We start from the raw sequence: 18,239 nt of genomic DNA, 5'->3' as shown, positions 1-18,239 counted from the left end.
AATTTATGGCCAAATTTCCTTCTATTCAAAGTATTATTACGGCAACCCAAAAAACTAGTTTGAGATTTCCATTAGAAACAATTACTGCCTTTTTAGGAACAATCATTGCTATTTTACTTATTGATGAAAAAACAGATTCTACTGAAGAGTTGTATGTAAAAATAATCATGTGTTGTTCACTATGCTTGGTTCTATTCCTTTCGGTGAGTTTGTATTTTTCAGTAACTCAAAAAAAAGCGTGGGTGCGATATGCATCCAGTTTAGTTTTAGGAAGTATCGGAATTGCATTGGTTTTTAGTTTTGGTGACAAAATCACGGAAGTTGAAGCACTGCAATATTTTGTTCTTAATTTAGCCTTACACCTATTAGTTTCTTTTAGTGGATTTATTCCCAAATCGTATAATCAAAATGAATTTTGGGAATTTAACAAGCAACTTTTTCTTCGGATTTTAACTTCGGGTTTATATAGTGGCTTTTTATATGGTGGTTTGGCTTTGGCAATTACAGCGGTTAAAAATTTATTTGATATTGAGATTAACGATCATGTTTTTGGTTATTTATTTTGTATAATCGCCGGAATATTTAATACGCTCTTCTTTTTAACAGGAATTCCGGATTTGAATACTCCAAAATCATTAGAACTTAATTATCCAAAAGGGCTCAAAAATTTTACACAGTTTGTTTTAATGCCATTAATCAGCATTTATTTGGTGATTTTAATTAGTTATGAAGCCAAAATTTTAGCAACTTTTACCTTACCTATCGGATGGGTTTCCTATTTAGTTTTGGTGTTTTCTATTTTTGGAATTTTATCTTTTTTATTGATTTATCCAATTGCAAAAGACGATGGGAATCTTTGGATGAAAACGTTTAATCGTTGGTTTTATTATCTTTTAATTCCGCTGCTGGGTTTATTGTTTTGGGCTATTTTACAAAGAATTTCTCTTTACGGATTCACTTATGATAGATACTATGTGTTATTGTTATCGATTTGGCTAACGATTGTAGTGTTTTATTTTTTGGTTAAAAAAGAACCAAAAATAAAATTTATACCGATAAGTATGTGTATCATAGGGTTATTGACGATTATTGGCCCACAAAGTGCAGATTCAGTTTCTAAGTACAGTCAGCTTTCCCGTTTTGAAAATTATATGAAAATAAAAGAAAAACTAACACCTAAACAAGAACAAGATTTAAGCAGTATTGTTGATTTTTTAGAAGAAAACTATGGCGCTGCAGTGATGAAACCCTATGCTAATAACAAACTTGACACTCTTTTAAAAAGTGAAAAATCTGCTAAATCTAGTGAAATCATGGAAGCATTAGGATTTGAGTATCGCTCACAATATGACCTTTCTATAACAAATGATGGTAATTTTTACTATGAGTATTACAAAAATGAATCTCAAAACATCGAGAACATTCATGGCTATGATATGTCTTTTTCTTTATCAAAAAACATTGAACTAAATTGTGAAGATTGCATAAAAATTAACGGTGTTTCCTATTCAATACAATCAATTGAAAAAGATTATGGCACAGATTTAAAAATAAATCAAGAGGTGTTACCGTTAAAAATAATTGATTTCATCAATAAAAACAAAGCTTTTGACAAAGATAGAAATGAAAAAATTATTCAAAAAATTGAATTTCCTAAATACTCTGTTTTACTTACCTATCGTTCTGCTTCTGGCGAAAAAGTAGATAACCAAAAGAAAATTAACAATTATACAGTTGATGTATTATTAAAAATAAAGCCATGATATAAGTTTGATACTAGTAACAACTAAAAACCCTGACTCTCTAATGAAAGTCAGGGTTTTTTACCCCTGATAGGAGCGGCATCCTTTTTATAAATTGCCAAGGGTTTAAACCCTTTGCAATTTATAAAAAGATATAGCGGATAGCAGGAACAGCTACAAATTATACTTCAAACTCAACATTACATAACGCGGCTGCACTCTGTATTGTGAAGTTCGTGTAGAGAATTGCGAAAAATTATCATCGTTGAGCGAAGTTGTGTTTAGCAAATTGGTAGCCGAGATTTTGTATTCCCATTTGCTGTCTTTAGTTTTTTGGTAAATCAAACTAGCCGAAAGAAAATCATACTCGTTTTCAACCGATTTATCACTGTTGTAATAGTGATAAAACTCATATTCACTAACAAATGAGAAACTTTTCAGGAAGAAATAATCCAGTCTAACCGTTGGTTTATCTGTAAAAAAGGTATCGGTCGGATAGTCATTAATTGTATAACTGTACCCCAATTCTATATTTGGCAAATCTTTGAAATTAGTCGAAGCTTTAATTGTATAAGTCTGCATGAAACTTTCATTCGTTACCGGCACATCCAGCAGTGTATTTCTATCAATCTGAATGTTATTGTACTTAGACCAATTCAAAGTAGCGTTCAAAGAAGCTTTATAATATTTGAGAAAAGAACGGCCATAATTTCCAAAAAATGTCAGGGTTTCATCAGCAAATTCAGAGTTATAAGGTGATGAAACTTGGTTTACATTATTAAAAAAAGCTCTTGTTTTAACTGCATCAACGGTTCGGTTATAACTAATTGCTCCGGCTATGTTTTCAAAATTGAACATATTGTATTTGAAATAACGCAATGTATGTGACTGCTGAATGGAATTCTCCAACGTTCTGTTTCCGGTTGACAAACTACTGTAACTATTTAAGACAAAACCTTCCGCCTGACGGTTAATATCTGTGAAATTATTGGTAAACGAAAAATTATACGTCAGCGTTTCTGCTTTTTTGATTTGGTACAATGCTAAGAAATCGGGTAATATTCTGGTGAAATTCTGCTTGTAGCTCGTTCCCAATTGTTCATTGTTCAAGGAGTAAGTATGAAGACTAACTCCAGGTGTAAAGGTAAATTTGCCGGTCAACACTTTGTAATGCAATCCTAAAAAGGCATCATTAAAACGATAATTCACATCGTTGGTATTGGTTGTATTATCCAATTGATTGACATTTCCATTATCCAAAATTTGATACATCGATGAGTTGAAACTCTGATTTGAATTTGTATTCCCTAAGGTAATGTTGATGTTGCTTTTTGGCGTAACCATATAGTAATAATCCAACTTCGCATCCAATTTATTTGTTTTAACAAAACGATTTTGGTTCAGATTGGTTCTGTTTTGCGAGGTGTCATAACCTAAAATATTAATCGCCGGTGACGTTGATGTAAAAGGATCGGAAGCCAAATCGGCATTATAAAACGGATTTTCGTCTTGGTATAAATGTTGGCTTTCAAATGCAAAAACGTGCTTTTCGGCAGCCGTATAATAGAAACTCAGGTTCTGATTTACGGTAACTGGATCTTGTTTTTTGGCCGTAAAAATATTTTCTGTTGTTGAGTTACTGCTCTCATCGATAGTTTCTCTCAAAAGCGAATTGTTTTCGTCCTGTTTAGAAAACTTAGTCAAAATATCATAATCAAACTGGAAATTGACATTCGGTTTATAGCTTGAACTTAATTTAAACAAACCTAAATTACTTTTCTGATGCGCAATTTCTTCACGATTTTCGGTTGATGCAACTTCGGTTGATGTTGGATCTAAAAAGTTTGTCGTTGACACAGTTTCTAAATCCGTAATCGATGAAGACAAAATGCCAAAGCCACTCAATGACCATGATTTGGTTGGATTATAAGAAAAATTAGTTGCTCCGAAATCGGTTTCAATTTCTTTGGCGCGGTTGTTTCGCAACAATGAAATTCCAAGGTCATTTGAGGATACATTAAAACTCGAACCTCCTTTGGCCATCATGCTTCTGAAACCGCCGGTAAATTTGAAATAATCCTGAATCGTCAGCGGTAATTCGCCTATATTATTAAAATTTGTAATGATATTGACACTGTATTTCGGGCTGTAATAAAACAGTTTTGGGTTTACATTATAGCGGTCGAATTTATCTTCGGGACGAAAACCGCCCGCTGCCGTAATATCACCAAACCAGAAATTTTTCTTCCCTGATTTCAGTTTGATATTCATCGCAACATTGTCCTGATTATTTTCAACACCTTTTAGTATCGAATTTTCGTTGTAGTTCCGTAACACCTGTACTTTATCAATAGCATCTGCCGGAATATTTTTTACACCAAGTTTCGTATCGCCATCGAAAAAATCTTTGCCTTCTACCATTAATTTAGAAACTTTTTTGCCCTCAACTTCTACTTCTCCATCGGCATTGACTTCAACTCCGGGCAATTTTTTTAAGACATCTTCCAGTTTTCTTTCGGTTCCGGTTTTAAAAGAATCGGCGTTATAAACTATCGTATCACCTTTTATAGAAACCGGCATTTCGCGGACAATTTCAACTCCTTCGAGTTCAATTCCGCCGCTTTCCATCGTAATGTTTTGGCTGATGTTTTGAGTTTGAGTCGTAATCGTAATTTCCTTGTTTTGCATTCCAAGGTAACTCATTTTAATAGTGTAGGATGAATTTGGTTTTAGGTTCAGCACAAACTTCCCTTTGTCGTTTGTAATCGCGTAAGCATCCATGGTTTTGGTTGCCTGATTCATCGCCATGATATTTGCCATTTCGAGTGGCGCTTTATTAGTATCCTGAATTATTCCTTCAAAACGGATGTTTTGAGAAAAAGAAACGGCTGATATAAAAAGAATAAGTAATGCGTATAGTTTTTTCATAAATCTAATTGATGGAATGATGATTTAGTTACCCATTCTGATTTGCATTCCACCTCTTCCCTGTCCCTGATTCATTTCTTTTAATTCATCCATTTTTTTAATAACGGTTTCATCATACTCTTTTTGAGAAATTACTTTACCGTTGGTTGGTGCTTTTATTTCTACTTTATCTTTAGAATTCAATACAATTTTAGAACACAAAATAACCGTTTTCCCATCGTTTACTTCAAGGATTAAACCAGGTAAACCCCAATAACTTTCCGGTCCTTGATTCACCGGAATTTCCGGCGTGTACCAAGCTGTGATGATAATTTCTTTTGGCATATCAAAATCATCCATAAAGTTGGTTTTCTTTTCTTTATCGTCTTTTTTAGCTTCACCTTCTTTTGCTTCTTCCTGTTTTTTAGGTCTGAAATTTCTAAAATCTGATTTGCTTACTGGACGAACTGCTGTGGCTTTAAAACAATTGTAACCGCCAATCATTCGGGTTTCACTTTCCATTTTCCAATTTAGTTTTGGCAATGAATCTTTTACCAAAAATTCTTTCCCCATAAATTCTTTGTCAACGGTGTAGCTTTTGTCTTTTACATTTTTATAATAGGTTCCGCCACCGCCCATCATAGAGCTCATCATTCTGAAACCACCTTGTTGTCCGCCCGGAGCGTCTAGTTTTTCTTCTTCTTTATAAATAGAAGCCGATTTATCAAAATTAAGAATGAATGTTTTTTCGAACATTTTTTTCATTCGTTCTTCAATCATTTTTTGCATTTCGGGAGAAATATCTTTGTTGCCTTCAAAACGGGATTTGAAATCGGAAGTGCTTGTTTTTGATTCGTAAACTGCCATTCCCTGAAAGTCTTTTTGTGCATTTGAAGTAATACATGCTAAAAGGAATAATGACGTATAAAGTAAGTTTCTCATTTTTTTTTATTTTTAAAAGAACAAATATGACGATTAGTCGTGAATTCTGTTACCAATCTTTTGTTAAAATATCTTTTTGGACTTGTTGGAATTAATTTGGTTTACTGTAAATTAGCACTATCATGAAAAACACCATTTATTTATTTTTATTTTTCTGTTGTTCGATTAGTTTTTGTCAAGGCCAAAAGCTGAAAACCACTGTATTGGACACAAAAGAACTTGAGAACAAAACCTATATTGGATTTGATGGTTTGGGCAACAATTATTACATCAAAGATAATGTTTTCAGCAAGCAAAACGAAAGCCAGACTTGGGAATATAAAAACGTGGCTTTGGGAAAAATAACTTCTGTAGATTATGTCAATCCGTTGAAAATAGTGATTTTCTATGAAGATTTTAATACCATAATTACACTTGACAATCAGCTTAACGAAATTCAGAAACTCAATCTTTTTGACATTGACAATACCATTTTTGCTTCTAAAATTGGCATGGCATCACAAAATCAATTCTGGATTTATAATGCGTTGACACAACAAATTATGCTGTTTGATTATTTGAAAAACACCTCCAAAGCCATTGGAAATCCCATTCAGGAAAACATAAAATACACTCAATCCGATTTCAATAATTTTTATTGGATAGATGACATTAATAATTGGTATGCTATCGATATTTTTGGCAAAGTAACTTTGTTGGCTAATATTCCTCCTTTTGAAAAAATTCAGATAATTGATAACGAAAAGCTACTGTTTTCGAGAGACAATATTCTGTATAGTTTGAATAATCAAACGAAAGTTGTTCACGAAATAGAAATTGTTGAGAAATCGTTTCAAAATTATTATTACAAAGACCAAATTTTGGCTATTTTTACCAACCAACAAATTAAGAATTATAAAATAAAATTACCATAATGCACATAGCAGTAGCAGGAAACATCGGAGCAGGAAAGACAACGTTAACACGGTTTTTGGCAAAGCAATTCAAATGGGAACCTCATTTTGAAGACGTAGTTGACAATCCGTATTTGGATGATTTCTACCACCAAATGGAACGTTGGAGTTTTAACCTTCAGATTTACTTCCTAAATAGTCGTTTTCGTCAGGTATTGCAAATTCGTGAAAGTGGTAAAAATATAATTCAGGACAGAACCATCTATGAAGATGCGCACATTTTTGCTCCCAACTTACATGCCATGGGTTTGATGACGAATCGCGATTTTGAGAATTACTCTGATCTTTTTGAATTGATGGAAGGATTGGTTGGCGCGCCAGATTTGTTGATTTATTTGCGTAGTTCCATTCCAAATTTGGTTGCTCAGATTCACAAACGTGGACGTGATTATGAAAACACTATTTCAATTGATTATCTGAGTCGTTTGAACGAACGTTATGAAGCCTGGATTCACACGTATGACAAAGGTAAGCTACTAATTATAGACGTTGACAATATTGATTTTGTTAATAATCCGGAAGATTTAGGATTTGTAATTAATAAAATTAATGCTGAAATAAACGGATTGTTTTAAATATGAAGCTCCTTTGGGAGCTTTTTTTATATCTTTACTTTACGCTTTTGAAAAACACCCGAGTCTGCATGACACTTTTGCCATGAATCACTGAATAATAACCAATTCAAATAATCATGAAATCAAAACTTCACAAAGCAAAATTCGCTTGTTTGTTTCTGGCTGTACTTATGATGTTTCAAAGTTGTACTGTTTACAAAACCACTCCTATCTCAATTTCACAAGCCTCACAAATCAGTAAAAAAGTATTGGTCACAACAACTACAAACAGTAAGTTGAAATTTACTAGAATTGAAAAAACAGATAGTATTTATTATGGCGTAAAGGCAGTTAGAGGAAACGAGACTCGCATCGCTTTAAAAGAAACTGAGATAGTATCTATTCGTCCTTATGACAAATCAAAATCAACGACAGCAACTTTGGTATTGATAGCTATACCTATTGTTTTTGCAATTGTTATCGCTATTTCAAACATGGATTTTGCCCCTAACCTTGGTGGTTTAGGTGAGGAAAATTAATATTAAAAAGCCTTCCGATTGTGAGGCTTTTTATTTGAAAGTGTCAAATAACGACTTCGAATTTATACTTTCAACCGGTTTGGAAAGCTTTAAGATTACCTTTTGATTTGGTAAAATATCAAAGTAATTGTCACTAAAAAAAGTTTCCTGCTCAGAAGACAAATACACATTTTTGGCCAAAACATCGGAACTGATTTCATAAGTCAGCTCATCAATTTTTATAATTTGGATATTCGGTTTTGTGAGTTGCAAATCTTTGGGCTTGGCGAAATAGAAGAGTGAGCTGGCTATTTTTTCGTCAGTTTTGAACTTAACCAAAAATACAGTTTGCTTCAAATTGAATTCCGGAAGTTCACTCTTAGGAATTTCGTTATAGCTAAAACAGGAATTCGCAGTAATAGCTTTGGAATCGCTTTCATTCCATATCAACTTACCATTGAAATCGAGCAATGTTGCTTCTAAGATGCCATAATAACTTTTTAAATCATCATTACAAATCATGAAATCATATGCATCATGACTTTCTTTCACAGAAATCAAAAGATTCTCAAAACTGCGCTTTGCCTGATATTGAAAAGCTTTCCAACGACCATAATAATCTACTGAACTCCATGAAGTCACCGGCCAACAATCATTGAGTTGCCAAAACAAGGTTCCCATGCAATTTGGTTTGGCGGCTCGATGGGCTTCAATAGCTATTTTCATTCCTTCTGCCTGGAGCAATTGTGACACATAAACATAATCCTCAAAACTAGACGGAACTCTATAATCACGAGCCATATAATCATTGATTGTTTTATAACCTGTTGGATGTTTCTGGTGGTTTTTAACCGCTTCCGAATCGAAATTGAGTTCGTCACTTTTGGCGAAAGCCTGAAAAGTTTTCACATCCGGCATGCCCTGAAAACCATATTCACTCATGAATCGCCCAACTTTCTTTTGGTACATTTCAAAAGGTTCGTTGCCCCACCAAACGCCCCAATAATGAGAATCACCGCTGAGCAAACTTTCTTGTCGCCCCCAACCGATAGATGGCGAAGACGGCCAATAACGGCTTTCATTCTTTGGCAACAGACTGTCCAATGTTTGCGAAATCAGCTTATGAAAAAGTTTTTTGTAATCGTTCCAAATTTTGGTTGAATCATTCGCGGAATAGTTAAACTGCTTTTGCCAGCCCCAATTATGCCAGCCTTCGTCATTTTCATTATTGCCACACCAAAGTGCGATGCTTGGATGATTTTGCAATCGATTTACATTGTCAATGACTTCTTGTTTTACGTTTTCCAAAAATGCTTCATCTCCCGGATACATCGCGCAGGCAAACATAAAATCCTGCCAGACCAAAATTCCGTTTTTATCACATTCATTATAAAAAGCATCTTCGGCATACACACCACCGCCCCAAACGCGGAGCATATTCATATTGGCATCGACCGCATTTTTGACTATCGATTTATAAACAGAATCGGTTGCCCGTGGCAAAAAACTATCCGGTGGAATATAATTTGCTCCTTTCATGAAAACAAGTTTCCCATTAACATTGAAATAAAAACTCTTTCCTATTTTATCTTTTTCCTGAACCAATTCAATCGTTCGTAAACCAATGTTTAGTTTTTTATTGTCAATGACTTGCTTTTCTTGGGTTAAACTAATTTCAAAAGGATATAAATTCGCTTCGCCTAAACCATTTGGCCACCACAGTTTTGGGTTCCTGATTTCATAGGTTAGTGACAAATTATTTTTGCCTTTTTTAAGCGAAATATCTTTAAACTTATCATTGACTTTCAATTGGCATAGCATAGCATTTGTACTATTCAACTCTATAGTAAAAGTAACTTTTGCCAAATCTTTATTGGTCAAGTCCTGATTGGTTTTAACGTTGATTATTGTGGCATTGTTCCAAAAACGAAGGGCTACTTTTTTGTAAATTCCAGCCGTAACAAATCTTGGCCCCCAATCCCAACCAAAATGATATTGTGCTTTTCGAGTGAATATTTTTTCGTCACCGGGTAAAGTATATGATAGTTTTTTGGCTTCGGCCTTACCTTTTTTGACTGCTGAAGCAAAGGTTATTTCGAGCTTGTTTTGCCCAACTTTCAACAACTTTTTCACATCAACTTTCCAAGTTCGGAACATGTTATTGGCGGAAAGGATTTTGGTTCCGTTTAAAAAGACTTCGGCAAAAGTGTCTAAGCCGTCGAATTGTAACTCACAGTTTTGATTGCTGAGTTCATCTTTTGCAATGGTGAAATTCGTTTGGTATTGCCAATCTTCATTTTCAATCCACTGCAATTGTTTTTCATTGGCACCAAAAAAAGGATCGGGAATTAGTCTATTAGCAAACAAATCGGTGTGAACGGTTCCGGGAACCTTTGCGGGAAGCCAACTGGAATCATTACTTTTTTTGAAACTCCATTGCTCAGAACTTAAATTGCGTTCACTGTTTTGTGACCAAATAAGCATTGGAAACAAAAAAACCACTAGAAATTTAAGCCCTGATGTCATCACTTCAGTTTTGATTTTAAAGCAATAATTTCATCGGCTGAAGCAGTTTGACTTCCAGCTGTAATAGCAGAAGAATGATAGAAAGTCGCTTTTGTATTTTCCTGAATCATTCCAATATTTGATGAACGCAAACCACCGCCGGGCATTATGGTAATTCGGCTATTCGCTTTGGCAACCAATTCGGTTAAACGATCCATTCCTTCTTTTACATTTTTGGCCTGACCCGAAGTTAAAATAGTTTTAAATCCGCAATTTATGACTTGTTCCAAAGCCTCAAAAGGATTTTGGACTTCGTCAAACGCACGGTGAAACGTACACGGAAATGGCTTTGCCAAGTCGACTAAAATTTTATTTTGTTCCAGATTAACAGCATTGTTTTTCTTTAAAATTCCGAATACAAAACCATCAACTTTCAATGCTTTTAATGTCAAAATATCGGACTGCATTTGTTCAAACTCGGCTTCAGAATAAATAAAATTTCCTCCTCGAGGTCGAATCATGATATACAAATCGATGGTTAAATTTTCCCGGGCTTGCTTTACGATTTCGATACTGGGTGTTGTGCCACCAACTTCAAAACCATCACAAAGTTCGACTCTATCTGCTCGGTTTTCCTGAGCGATGAGTGCTGAATTTAGGTTAAAACAAGCTATTTCGAGTTGATTCATTATTTCAAAAAGTAATCGGAATCAATTAATTTATTTCCGGAGTTATCATTGACAGCATAATTGAATCCGCCCTGAATGCAATACGCACCATAATTTCCTTCTTTGTCCAATGCTATAAAACCAACCTGAATATCTTTTAGATTTTTGTTTCGGTTTTGGGTCAGTTTTACAATGCGCGAAACCGCTTCTTCACAAGCTTGTTGTGCTGATTTCCCTTGTCGCATCAATTCGACTACCAAATGACAACCAGCTATTCGAATTACTTCTTCACCATGACCTGTGGCTGTAGCAGCGCCTATTTCGTTATCGACATACAAACCTGCACCGATGATTGGTGAATCCCCTACGCGACCGTGCATTTTGAATGCCATTCCACTGGTTGTGCAAGCGCCGGATAGATTTCCGTGAGCATCCAAAGCAATCATGCCAATGGTATCGTGGTTTTCAATATTCGCTATCGGTTTATACTGACTCGTTTTGAGCCATTCTTTCCATTCCTTTTTGGAAGCGTCTACCAGGAGATTTTCTTTTTTGAATCCTTGTGACAAGGCAAATTGCAAAGCACCATCTCCAACCAACATCACATGAGGCGTTTTTTCCATCACCATTCTTGCTACTGATATCGGATGTTTAATGTGTTCCAAACAGGCTACCGAACCTATATTTGAAAATTCATCCATGATACAGGCGTCGAGCGTTACTCTACCATCTCTATCAGGACGACCTCCATAACCAACACTTCTTTCGGTTGGATCAGCTTCGGGAATTTTTACTCCGGCTTCTACCGCATCGAGTGCGCGACCGTTGTTTTTCAAAATTTCCCAGGCAGCGCCATTGGCTTGAACACCAAAGTTCCATGTTGACAGAACAATTGGCTTATTGATTTTACTTTTTGGCTTCGCCAAATTTTCTTCTTTGGAAGTAAAAGAATTTAACGCTAAAGCTATCGAACCGACAGCTGCTGTTTTGATAAAATTTCTGCGATTTGACATAATTTATTTCTTTTATTCTACTCCGATTTCGTCTACAAACAACCAGGCATCTGCTCCGGCTCCAGGATTGCCTTCTGAGATTTTACCCAGATTGGAGGCGACTACTTTGACATATTGAGCGTTTTGAGTTTTTAAATTTACAACAACTTCTCCTTTTACCGCTTTGATTTCGGTTAAGGAAATTTGCTTCAAGCTTTGGAAATTTTGACCATCATTAGAAACCAATATTTCAATTCCTTTTGGGTAATAAATCCAACTACCTTGGCTTTCCAAAACACTAATCGATATTTTATTTATCATTTCTGGTTTACCCAAATCAATGGTCGCATTCATATCTTTCCCTGAAAATCCCAGCCAATCTTTGCCTAACTTACCGCGATTGGCTGAAATGCCATTTACTAAAGTGAATGCGCCACCGTTGCTGTAATTCTCATGTGGTTGATTGACTAAAGTAACTTTCTTTCCAGTGGCTTTGTTTAATGAGAAAGCTTCCTCAATCGTAGCGCTTTGTTGTTTGTCATTCTCAAAATAAGCCGCTTTGACAGTTTGACTTTTATTAATTTCTATTGGATTGACATACGAATTGGAACTGCTATTTGGCATACTCCCATCTGTTGTATATCTGATTTTTTTGGAATCATTAGCTGAGTTCAATTCGAGTAAAATTGCATTTTTAGCAGGAAGAATTCTAGATGTTACTTCAAAAATGGCTTTGCTGTAATTGATTCCCTTTTTATCCAAAACAGAAAACTGTTGTATCATTCGGTTTTGAAAATCAGCATATTTATCAGGATTAGATGTTCCCCAAAGCACTTCCGACAAGGCCATCATTCTGGGGAAAATCATGTATTCCACTTTTTGGGCATCTTCCATGTATTCTGTCCAAACGTTGGCCTGCGCTCCTAAAATGTATTGTGATTCTTCTGCAGTTAATTCGTTTGGTGTTGGGTTAAATGAATATACTTTTTCGACCGGAATAAAACCACCAATGGCTAACGGTTCATTTTTGGAATCGCCTTGATAATAGTCGAAATAGCAATGCGAACCCGGCGTCATGACAACATAGTGTTTTTGCTTTGCAGCAGCAATACCGCCTTCGGTGCCACGCCAACTCATTACGGCCGCGTTAGGCGCTAAACCTCCTTCAAGAATTTCATCCCAACCGATGATTTTTCGCCCTTTAACATTAACAAACTTTTCGATTCTTTGGATGAAATAACTTTGGAGTTCGTGTTCATCCTTTAAACCTTTCTCCTTCATCAACGCTTGACAATGCGGACAGTTTTTCCAACGTGTTTTCGGGCATTCATCGCCGCCGATATGAATATATTGTGACGGAAACAAAGCCATAACTTCGGTTAAAACATTTTGCAAAAAAGTGAATGTTTCTTCCTTGGGGCAAAACACATCGTCCAAAACACCCCATTGTTTGGCGACTTCAAATGGTCCGCCAGTGCAGGAATATTCGGGATAAGCGGCCAAAGCAGCTACTGCATGTCCGGGCATTTCGATTTCAGGAACGACTGTAATATGTCGTTGCGCAGCATAGGCGACGACTTCTTTAATTTGGTCTTGAGTATAAAATCCGCCATAGGGTTTGTCATCATACCTTTGGTCGCTATAATGGCCAATCATCGAACCGTTGCGCCAGGCACCAACTTCGGTTAACTTTGGATATTGTTTGATTTCGATTCGCCAACCCTGGTCATCCGTCAAGTGCCAATGAAAGGTATTGAATTTGTACATTGCCAAATAGTCGATATACTTTTTGACAAAATCAACCGAAAAGAAATGTCGTGCGCAATCGAGATGCATACCGCGCCATGAATATATTGGGCTGTCATTAATTTGAAGACACGACAGTTTGATTTTTTGCTTTTCTTCGGAAGGAATCATTTGCAAAAGTGTTTGGATTCCGTAGAAAAATCCCTGTTCGTATTCCGCTTTAACAACAATCGTTTTATCTGAAATACTAAGTTCATAAGACTCTTTTTTTTCGCTCGCATCTACCGCACTCAGATCGAAACTCAAACTTATTTTCGGAACATTGGCTGCGACAGGCATTATTTTCAAATCCAAACCTGTTTGTTGCCTGATGGCTTTTTTCAGATATTGCGCTTCAAACATTTTCCCATCTGCCTGAATGACAGTTTCCTTGTTTAATTCGAAATGTCCGTTTTTAAGATGGACGGAATGAGGTTGTGGAATTAACGGCAATGGATTTTGCGAAAAACCAATCGCAAAAAAAAGGAGCAAAAAAGCGGTTAGTTTAGTAGTCATTAAAGTGTTGTTTGATGCAGGCTAAAAATACATAAAAAAAACCGCTATGATGATTGCGGGTTTTGTTTATCTTTTAATTATTCGAAGGGTATGTATTGCTTCGCCCTGCGAAACGACTACATTGTATAAGCCCGAGGCATACTTTTGTCCAAAACGAACCAATTGCATTTCTGTCGGATTGCCCTCCGTCTTTTCAATCAGTTTCCCCGTCATATCATAAACAGATACCCTGATGACTTCGTTACCAAAAGGGTTAACATCCAAACTAAAGGCGCTGCTGAAAGGATTTGGATAGACCCTGGCAAAGTCCAAAACGGTTGCGGGATTCTCTGTAGTGAGTAAAAATTCGCAAGTGGAACTGAGCAGACAGTTTGGATTGGTATAACCTACGGTATCGATTTTATTTTGCACATACGTCAATTCATTGGCATCGGCACAAAAATATTGCAAGTTGGGTGTTCCCATAAAATTGATGGAGGTAGTGGGCGGCGGTGGCGGTATCTCCGGATTATGAGTATTTGCATGCTTGAAATCATAATCTGTTACCATTCGACAGGAATCTTTAGTATTGATTGTGGCCAGATTCGGGTTATACGAGCAATTGATAACTACCCAAGGCGGCAGCGAAATTTCATGCCCCATATCGCTAATATCAACTGTAGTCAGGTTGTTATAGGAACAGTTAATCAATCCAAGGTTAACAAGGCCGGTAAAACTCAAACTGGTAAGTTGATTGTGATGGCAGGTGAGGTAGTATAAATTGTTTGCTCCGGTTAAATTTAATTCCGTCAGTGCATTGTTTTCACACCTGAGATCCTGCAGGTTTGTGAAATTGGTTACATCCAGGTTTGTGAGTACATTATTATTACAATAAAAGGTATGCAGGTTGGTCGAACCCGAAATATCTAATGTGGGAATCATATTTCCCTGGCATCTTAATAGGGTTAACCCTGTGAGACCCGTCAAATTAAGGTTTGTCAATTGGTTATTATAACAATCCAATTGGATAAGCCCAGGGGAATTGCTTAAATCCAAACTTCCTATCGCATTGTCCCAGCAATAAAGCCCTGTTAATTGAGTAAGCACACCTGTATTTAAGGCCGTAATGGCATTGTCCTCGCACCATAAAGTACTAAGATTGACCAAATTGGTAACGTCTAAACTTGTCAAAGAATTTGAAAAACAACGTAAGTTGGTCAAATTGGTAAAGGCCTCAATCCCGGTCAGGGTGGCAATGTTCGAGCTGCTTACATCAAGAGAGTAAACGGTTAAGGCCTCACTAACTTCTATCTGTCCGTCATTATTAGTGTCAATCCTGATGTGGTTACCATTGGCGTCAGAAGCTGTAATAGATCCCGTATTTGCAAAAAGCAACTGGGATTTAAAATTAGCATCCGGGATATTGATTATCTGAGCCTTGCCGGCTGTAATGATAAAACAGAAAAACAAGAGGACATAGTGCTTCTTCATTGAGTAGTGCTTTGACAATCAAAGATATAAAAAATGCCTCACTTTCGTGAGGCATCTTTAAATATTTATAAGCTTTCGATTATTTCAATGCTTCAACTTGAGCTTTTACTTCTTCTAACGAACCTTCAAAAGTTTGTGTATTTACATTTCCTTTTTCGGTTGTAGTAACAGTAGCTTTTGCTTTTCCGTTAGTATTAGTAATTTCAACTTTTACGTTTTTCTCAACTTTAGCGCCTTCTTTTCCTGCACAACAGTCGTCTTTTTTAGCGATGAATTTTCCATCGGCATCATAGTGAGAAAGGCAAGCTTCTTTTTCTTCAGGAGAACATTTTAATGAATCGCACATTGCAGCACATTCTTCTTTAGTCATGTCTTTGCATTTGCTCATATCGCATTTGCCTACAACTTCTTTGCACTCCATTTTCATTTCGATGCATTTCTCTTCAGTTCCACCTTCGTGACCAGCACCTAGGATTGGGGCGATTACTAAACCAATCAAACAAGTTAATTTGATTAAGATGTTCATTGATGGCCCAGAAGTATCTTTAAATGGATCTCCAACAGTATCTCCTGTTACGGCAGCTTTGTGCGCATCAGAACCTTTGTATGTCATTTCTCCGTTGATTTCAACTCCAGCTTCGAAAGATTTTTTAGCGTTATCCCAAGCACCACCTGCGTTGTTTTGGAACACAGCCCAAAGAACTCCAGATACGGTAACTCCAGCCATATAACCACCTAACATTTCAGCAATTAATTGGTTGTTGTCTCCGTAAACTAATTTTCCTAACAATACGATTGCAATTGGGAAACCGATAGTTAAAACTCCAGGTAACATCATTTCGCGTAAAGCGGCTTTTGTAGAAATCTCAACACATTTACCATATTCAGGTTTTCCTGTCCCTTCCATGATTCCCGGGATTTCTTTGAACTGACGACGTACTTCGTACACCATGTCCATTGCAGCTTTTCCAACAGAGTTCATTGCTAATGCAGAGAAAACAACTGGTATCATTCCACCAACAAATAACATTGCCAATACCGGCGCTTTGAAGATGTTGATTCCGTCAATTCCTGTAAACGTTACATAAGCTGCAAATAAAGCTAAAGATGTTAATGCAGCAGAAGCGATTGCAAAACCTTTTCCTGTTGCAGCCGTTGTGTTACCAACTGAATCCAAAATATCTGTACGAGTACGAACTTCTTTTGGCAATTCACTCATTTCAGCAATTCCACCAGCATTATCAGAGATTGGTCCGAAAGCGTCGATTGCTAACTGCATAGCTGTTGTAGCCATCATTGCAGAAGCAGCAAGAGCAACTCCATAGAAACCAGCAAAAGCATAAGAAGCCCAGATTGCACCAGCGAATAATAATACGGTTGGGAACGTAGAAATCATACCGGTAGCTAAACCAGCGATCACGTTTGTTCCTGCACCAGTTGACGATTTTTGTACAATTGCCAATACTGGTTTTGTACCTAATCCTGTGTAATATTCGGTTACAGAAGAGATAACTCCACCAACTACCAATCCAACGATAGTAGCGTAGAATACTCTCATTGATGAGATTTGCTGTGCACCTTCACCATAGAATTCCATGGTCATAGTAGCAGGCAATAAATATTGTACTAGGAAGAAACATGATACCGCAGTTAAAACGATTGAAACCCAGTTTCCAACGTTTAAAGCACCTTGTACTTGTTTTTCTTTTGCGTCATCACTTGTGATTTTCACCAACATAGTTCCTACGATTGAAAATATGATTCCGAAACCGGCGATTGCCATTGGCAATAAGATTGGACCAATTCCACCAAAAGCGTCTTCGATTTTACCACCCATATCTTTGATAACATAATTACCAAGAACCATAGCTGCCAAAACTGTAGCCACATAAGAACCAAATAAGTCAGCTCCCATTCCGGCAACGTCACCAACGTTATCACCAACGTTATCTGCAATTGTAGCAGGATTACGTGGATCATCTTCCGGGATTCCCGCTTCAACTTTACCTACTAAGTCAGCACCAACGTCAGCAGCTTTAGTATAAATACCACCACCAACACGAGCAAATAATGCAATAGATTCAGCTCCAAGAGAGAAACCAGCTAATGTTTCAAGAACAACGGTCATATCTTCAGTGTTCGTCCAAACACCGCCCATAAAATTTTGAAATAATATAATGAAGAACCCAGTCAAACCTAAAACGGCTAAACCTGCAACTCCAAGACCCATTACAGTTCCACCACCAAAAGATACTTTTAGTGCTTGTGGTAAACTTGTACGAGCTGCTTGTGTAGTTCTTACGTTAGTTTTTGTTGCGATTTTCATTCCCATATTTCCGGCTAAAGCTGAAAAGAAAGCACCGAAAATAAATGCAATAACAATTAATAAATGTGTTTTAACTCCAGGTAAAAAAGTAATACCGGCTAAAACAATACTTGCAACAACTACGAAAATTGCTAATAATCTGTATTCTGCTTTTAGGAAAGCTAAAGCTCCTTCGTAGATGTAATCTGAAATCTCTTTCATCTTTCCATCACCAGCATCTTGTTTTAAAACCCAACTTCTTTTGATTGCCATAAAAGCCAATCCTATCAGTGCCATAACTATCGGCACGTAAATCATAAATGATTCCATAAATATTCTTATTATAAATTTTATCGGGTGCAAAAGTAGCAAAACTTTAATA

General features: G+C 36.5%; 12 protein-coding genes. 4 read left to right on the top strand and 8 right to left on the bottom strand.

From position 1 onward, the window contains the following. Positions 1 to 5: 5 nt before the first annotated feature. Complete coding sequence (locus GS03_RS05100; RefSeq protein ID WP_136151487.1) at positions 6 to 1,763, top strand: DUF4153 domain-containing protein; 1,758 nt, start codon at positions 6 to 8, stop codon at positions 1,761 to 1,763. Between the two features lie 153 nt (positions 1,764 to 1,916). Here GS03_RS05100 and GS03_RS05095 read toward each other — a convergent pair whose 3' ends face one another. Together GS03_RS05095 and GS03_RS05090 are read right to left on the bottom strand one after the other, a co-directional pair. Further along, positions 1,917 to 4,670 carry a carboxypeptidase-like regulatory domain-containing protein gene (locus tag GS03_RS05095; protein ID WP_136151486.1) on the bottom strand — a complete coding sequence of 918 codons (2,754 nt, stop codon included), beginning with the start codon at positions 4,668 to 4,670 and terminating at the stop codon, positions 1,917 to 1,919. Between the two features lie 24 nt (positions 4,671 to 4,694). Continuing rightward, positions 4,695 to 5,591 (bottom strand): GLPGLI family protein, encoded by an 897-nt coding sequence (locus tag GS03_RS05090; RefSeq protein ID WP_136151485.1) that lies wholly within the window; start codon positions 5,589 to 5,591, stop codon positions 4,695 to 4,697. 122 nt (positions 5,592 to 5,713) lie between these two features. Between GS03_RS05090 and GS03_RS05085 the strand changes: the two genes are divergently transcribed. The 3 genes from GS03_RS05085 (at position 5,714) to GS03_RS05075 (ending at position 7,637) form a co-directional block, all read left to right on the top strand. Then, positions 5,714 to 6,505 carry a hypothetical protein gene (locus tag GS03_RS05085; protein ID WP_136151484.1) on the top strand — a complete coding sequence of 264 codons (792 nt, stop codon included), beginning with the start codon at positions 5,714 to 5,716 and terminating at the stop codon, positions 6,503 to 6,505. Next, positions 6,505 to 7,119 carry a deoxynucleoside kinase gene (locus GS03_RS05080; RefSeq protein ID WP_136151483.1) on the top strand — a complete coding sequence of 205 codons (615 nt, stop codon included), beginning with the start codon at positions 6,505 to 6,507 and terminating at the stop codon, positions 7,117 to 7,119. Before GS03_RS05085 ends, GS03_RS05080 begins: the two co-directional genes overlap by 1 nt. A 116-nt stretch (positions 7,120 to 7,235) precedes the next feature. Further along, positions 7,236 to 7,637, top strand: a complete 402-nt coding sequence (locus tag GS03_RS05075; protein ID WP_136151482.1) for a hypothetical protein — start codon at positions 7,236 to 7,238, stop codon at positions 7,635 to 7,637. Positions 7,638 to 7,667: 30 nt separating this feature from the next. On the opposite strand, the gene GS03_RS05070 is transcribed toward GS03_RS05075, so the two are convergent. From GS03_RS05070 to GS03_RS05045, 6 genes are all read right to left on the bottom strand, one after another. Beyond that, positions 7,668 to 10,142 carry a beta-mannosidase gene (locus GS03_RS05070; RefSeq protein ID WP_246034181.1) on the bottom strand — a complete coding sequence of 825 codons (2,475 nt, stop codon included), beginning with the start codon at positions 10,140 to 10,142 and terminating at the stop codon, positions 7,668 to 7,670. Continuing rightward, a complete protein-coding gene (locus GS03_RS05065; protein WP_136151481.1) occupies positions 10,142 to 10,810 on the bottom strand; it encodes a copper homeostasis protein CutC in 669 nt (222 codons plus the stop codon). Before GS03_RS05065 ends, GS03_RS05070 begins: the two co-directional genes overlap by 1 nt. After that, a complete protein-coding gene (locus GS03_RS05060) occupies positions 10,810 to 11,802 on the bottom strand; it encodes an isoaspartyl peptidase/L-asparaginase family protein (protein WP_210726621.1) in 993 nt (330 codons plus the stop codon). The genes GS03_RS05065 and GS03_RS05060 overlap by 1 nt, the downstream gene beginning before the upstream one ends. A 12-nt stretch (positions 11,803 to 11,814) precedes the next feature. Then, positions 11,815 to 14,082, bottom strand: coding sequence for a glycoside hydrolase family 20 protein (locus GS03_RS05055; RefSeq protein WP_136151479.1), 2,268 nt, complete (start codon positions 14,080 to 14,082; stop codon positions 11,815 to 11,817). 66 nt (positions 14,083 to 14,148) lie between these two features. After that, positions 14,149 to 15,252, bottom strand: a complete 1,104-nt coding sequence (locus tag GS03_RS05050; protein ID WP_168710267.1) for a T9SS type A sorting domain-containing protein — start codon at positions 15,250 to 15,252, stop codon at positions 14,149 to 14,151. Positions 15,253 to 15,631: 379 nt separating this feature from the next. After that, on the bottom strand, positions 15,632 to 18,187 hold the full coding sequence (locus tag GS03_RS05045; protein WP_136151477.1) for a sodium-translocating pyrophosphatase: 2,556 nt from the start codon (positions 18,185 to 18,187) through the stop codon (positions 15,632 to 15,634). Between the last annotated feature and the right edge of the window lie 52 nt (positions 18,188 to 18,239).

Origin of the sequence: Flavobacterium sangjuense, assembly GCF_004797125.1 — a bacterium.
In the GTDB taxonomy this organism is placed as follows: Bacteria; Bacteroidota; Bacteroidia; order Flavobacteriales; family Flavobacteriaceae; genus Flavobacterium; species Flavobacterium sangjuense.
The sequence above is the reverse complement of the archived record's forward strand: the minus strand, read 5'-3'. Positions and strand labels throughout refer to the sequence as shown.

Excerpts from the sequence above, each read along its gene's own strand:
- GS03_RS05055 (WP_136151479.1), bottom strand. The coding sequence starts at position 14,082 with ATGACTACTAAACTAACCGCTTTTTTGCTCCTTTTTTTTGCGATTGGT.
- GS03_RS05085 (WP_136151484.1), top strand. The coding sequence starts at position 5,714 with ATGAAAAACACCATTTATTTATTTTTATTTTTCTGTTGTTCGATTAGT.
- GS03_RS05045 (WP_136151477.1), bottom strand. The coding sequence starts at position 18,187 with ATGGAATCATTTATGATTTACGTGCCGATAGTTATGGCACTGATAGGA.
- GS03_RS05100 (WP_136151487.1), top strand. The coding sequence starts at position 6 with ATGGCCAAATTTCCTTCTATTCAAAGTATTATTACGGCAACCCAAAAA.
- GS03_RS05090 (WP_136151485.1), bottom strand. The coding sequence starts at position 5,591 with ATGAGAAACTTACTTTATACGTCATTATTCCTTTTAGCATGTATTACT.
- GS03_RS05095 (WP_136151486.1), bottom strand. The coding sequence starts at position 4,670 with ATGAAAAAACTATACGCATTACTTATTCTTTTTATATCAGCCGTTTCT.
- GS03_RS05075 (WP_136151482.1), top strand. The coding sequence starts at position 7,236 with ATGAAATCAAAACTTCACAAAGCAAAATTCGCTTGTTTGTTTCTGGCT.
- GS03_RS05060 (WP_210726621.1), bottom strand. The coding sequence starts at position 11,802 with ATGTCAAATCGCAGAAATTTTATCAAAACAGCAGCTGTCGGTTCGATA.
- GS03_RS05070 (WP_246034181.1), bottom strand. The coding sequence starts at position 10,142 with ATGACATCAGGGCTTAAATTTCTAGTGGTTTTTTTGTTTCCAATGCTT.
- GS03_RS05065 (WP_136151481.1), bottom strand. The coding sequence starts at position 10,810 with ATGAATCAACTCGAAATAGCTTGTTTTAACCTAAATTCAGCACTCATC.
- GS03_RS05080 (WP_136151483.1), top strand. The coding sequence starts at position 6,505 with ATGCACATAGCAGTAGCAGGAAACATCGGAGCAGGAAAGACAACGTTA.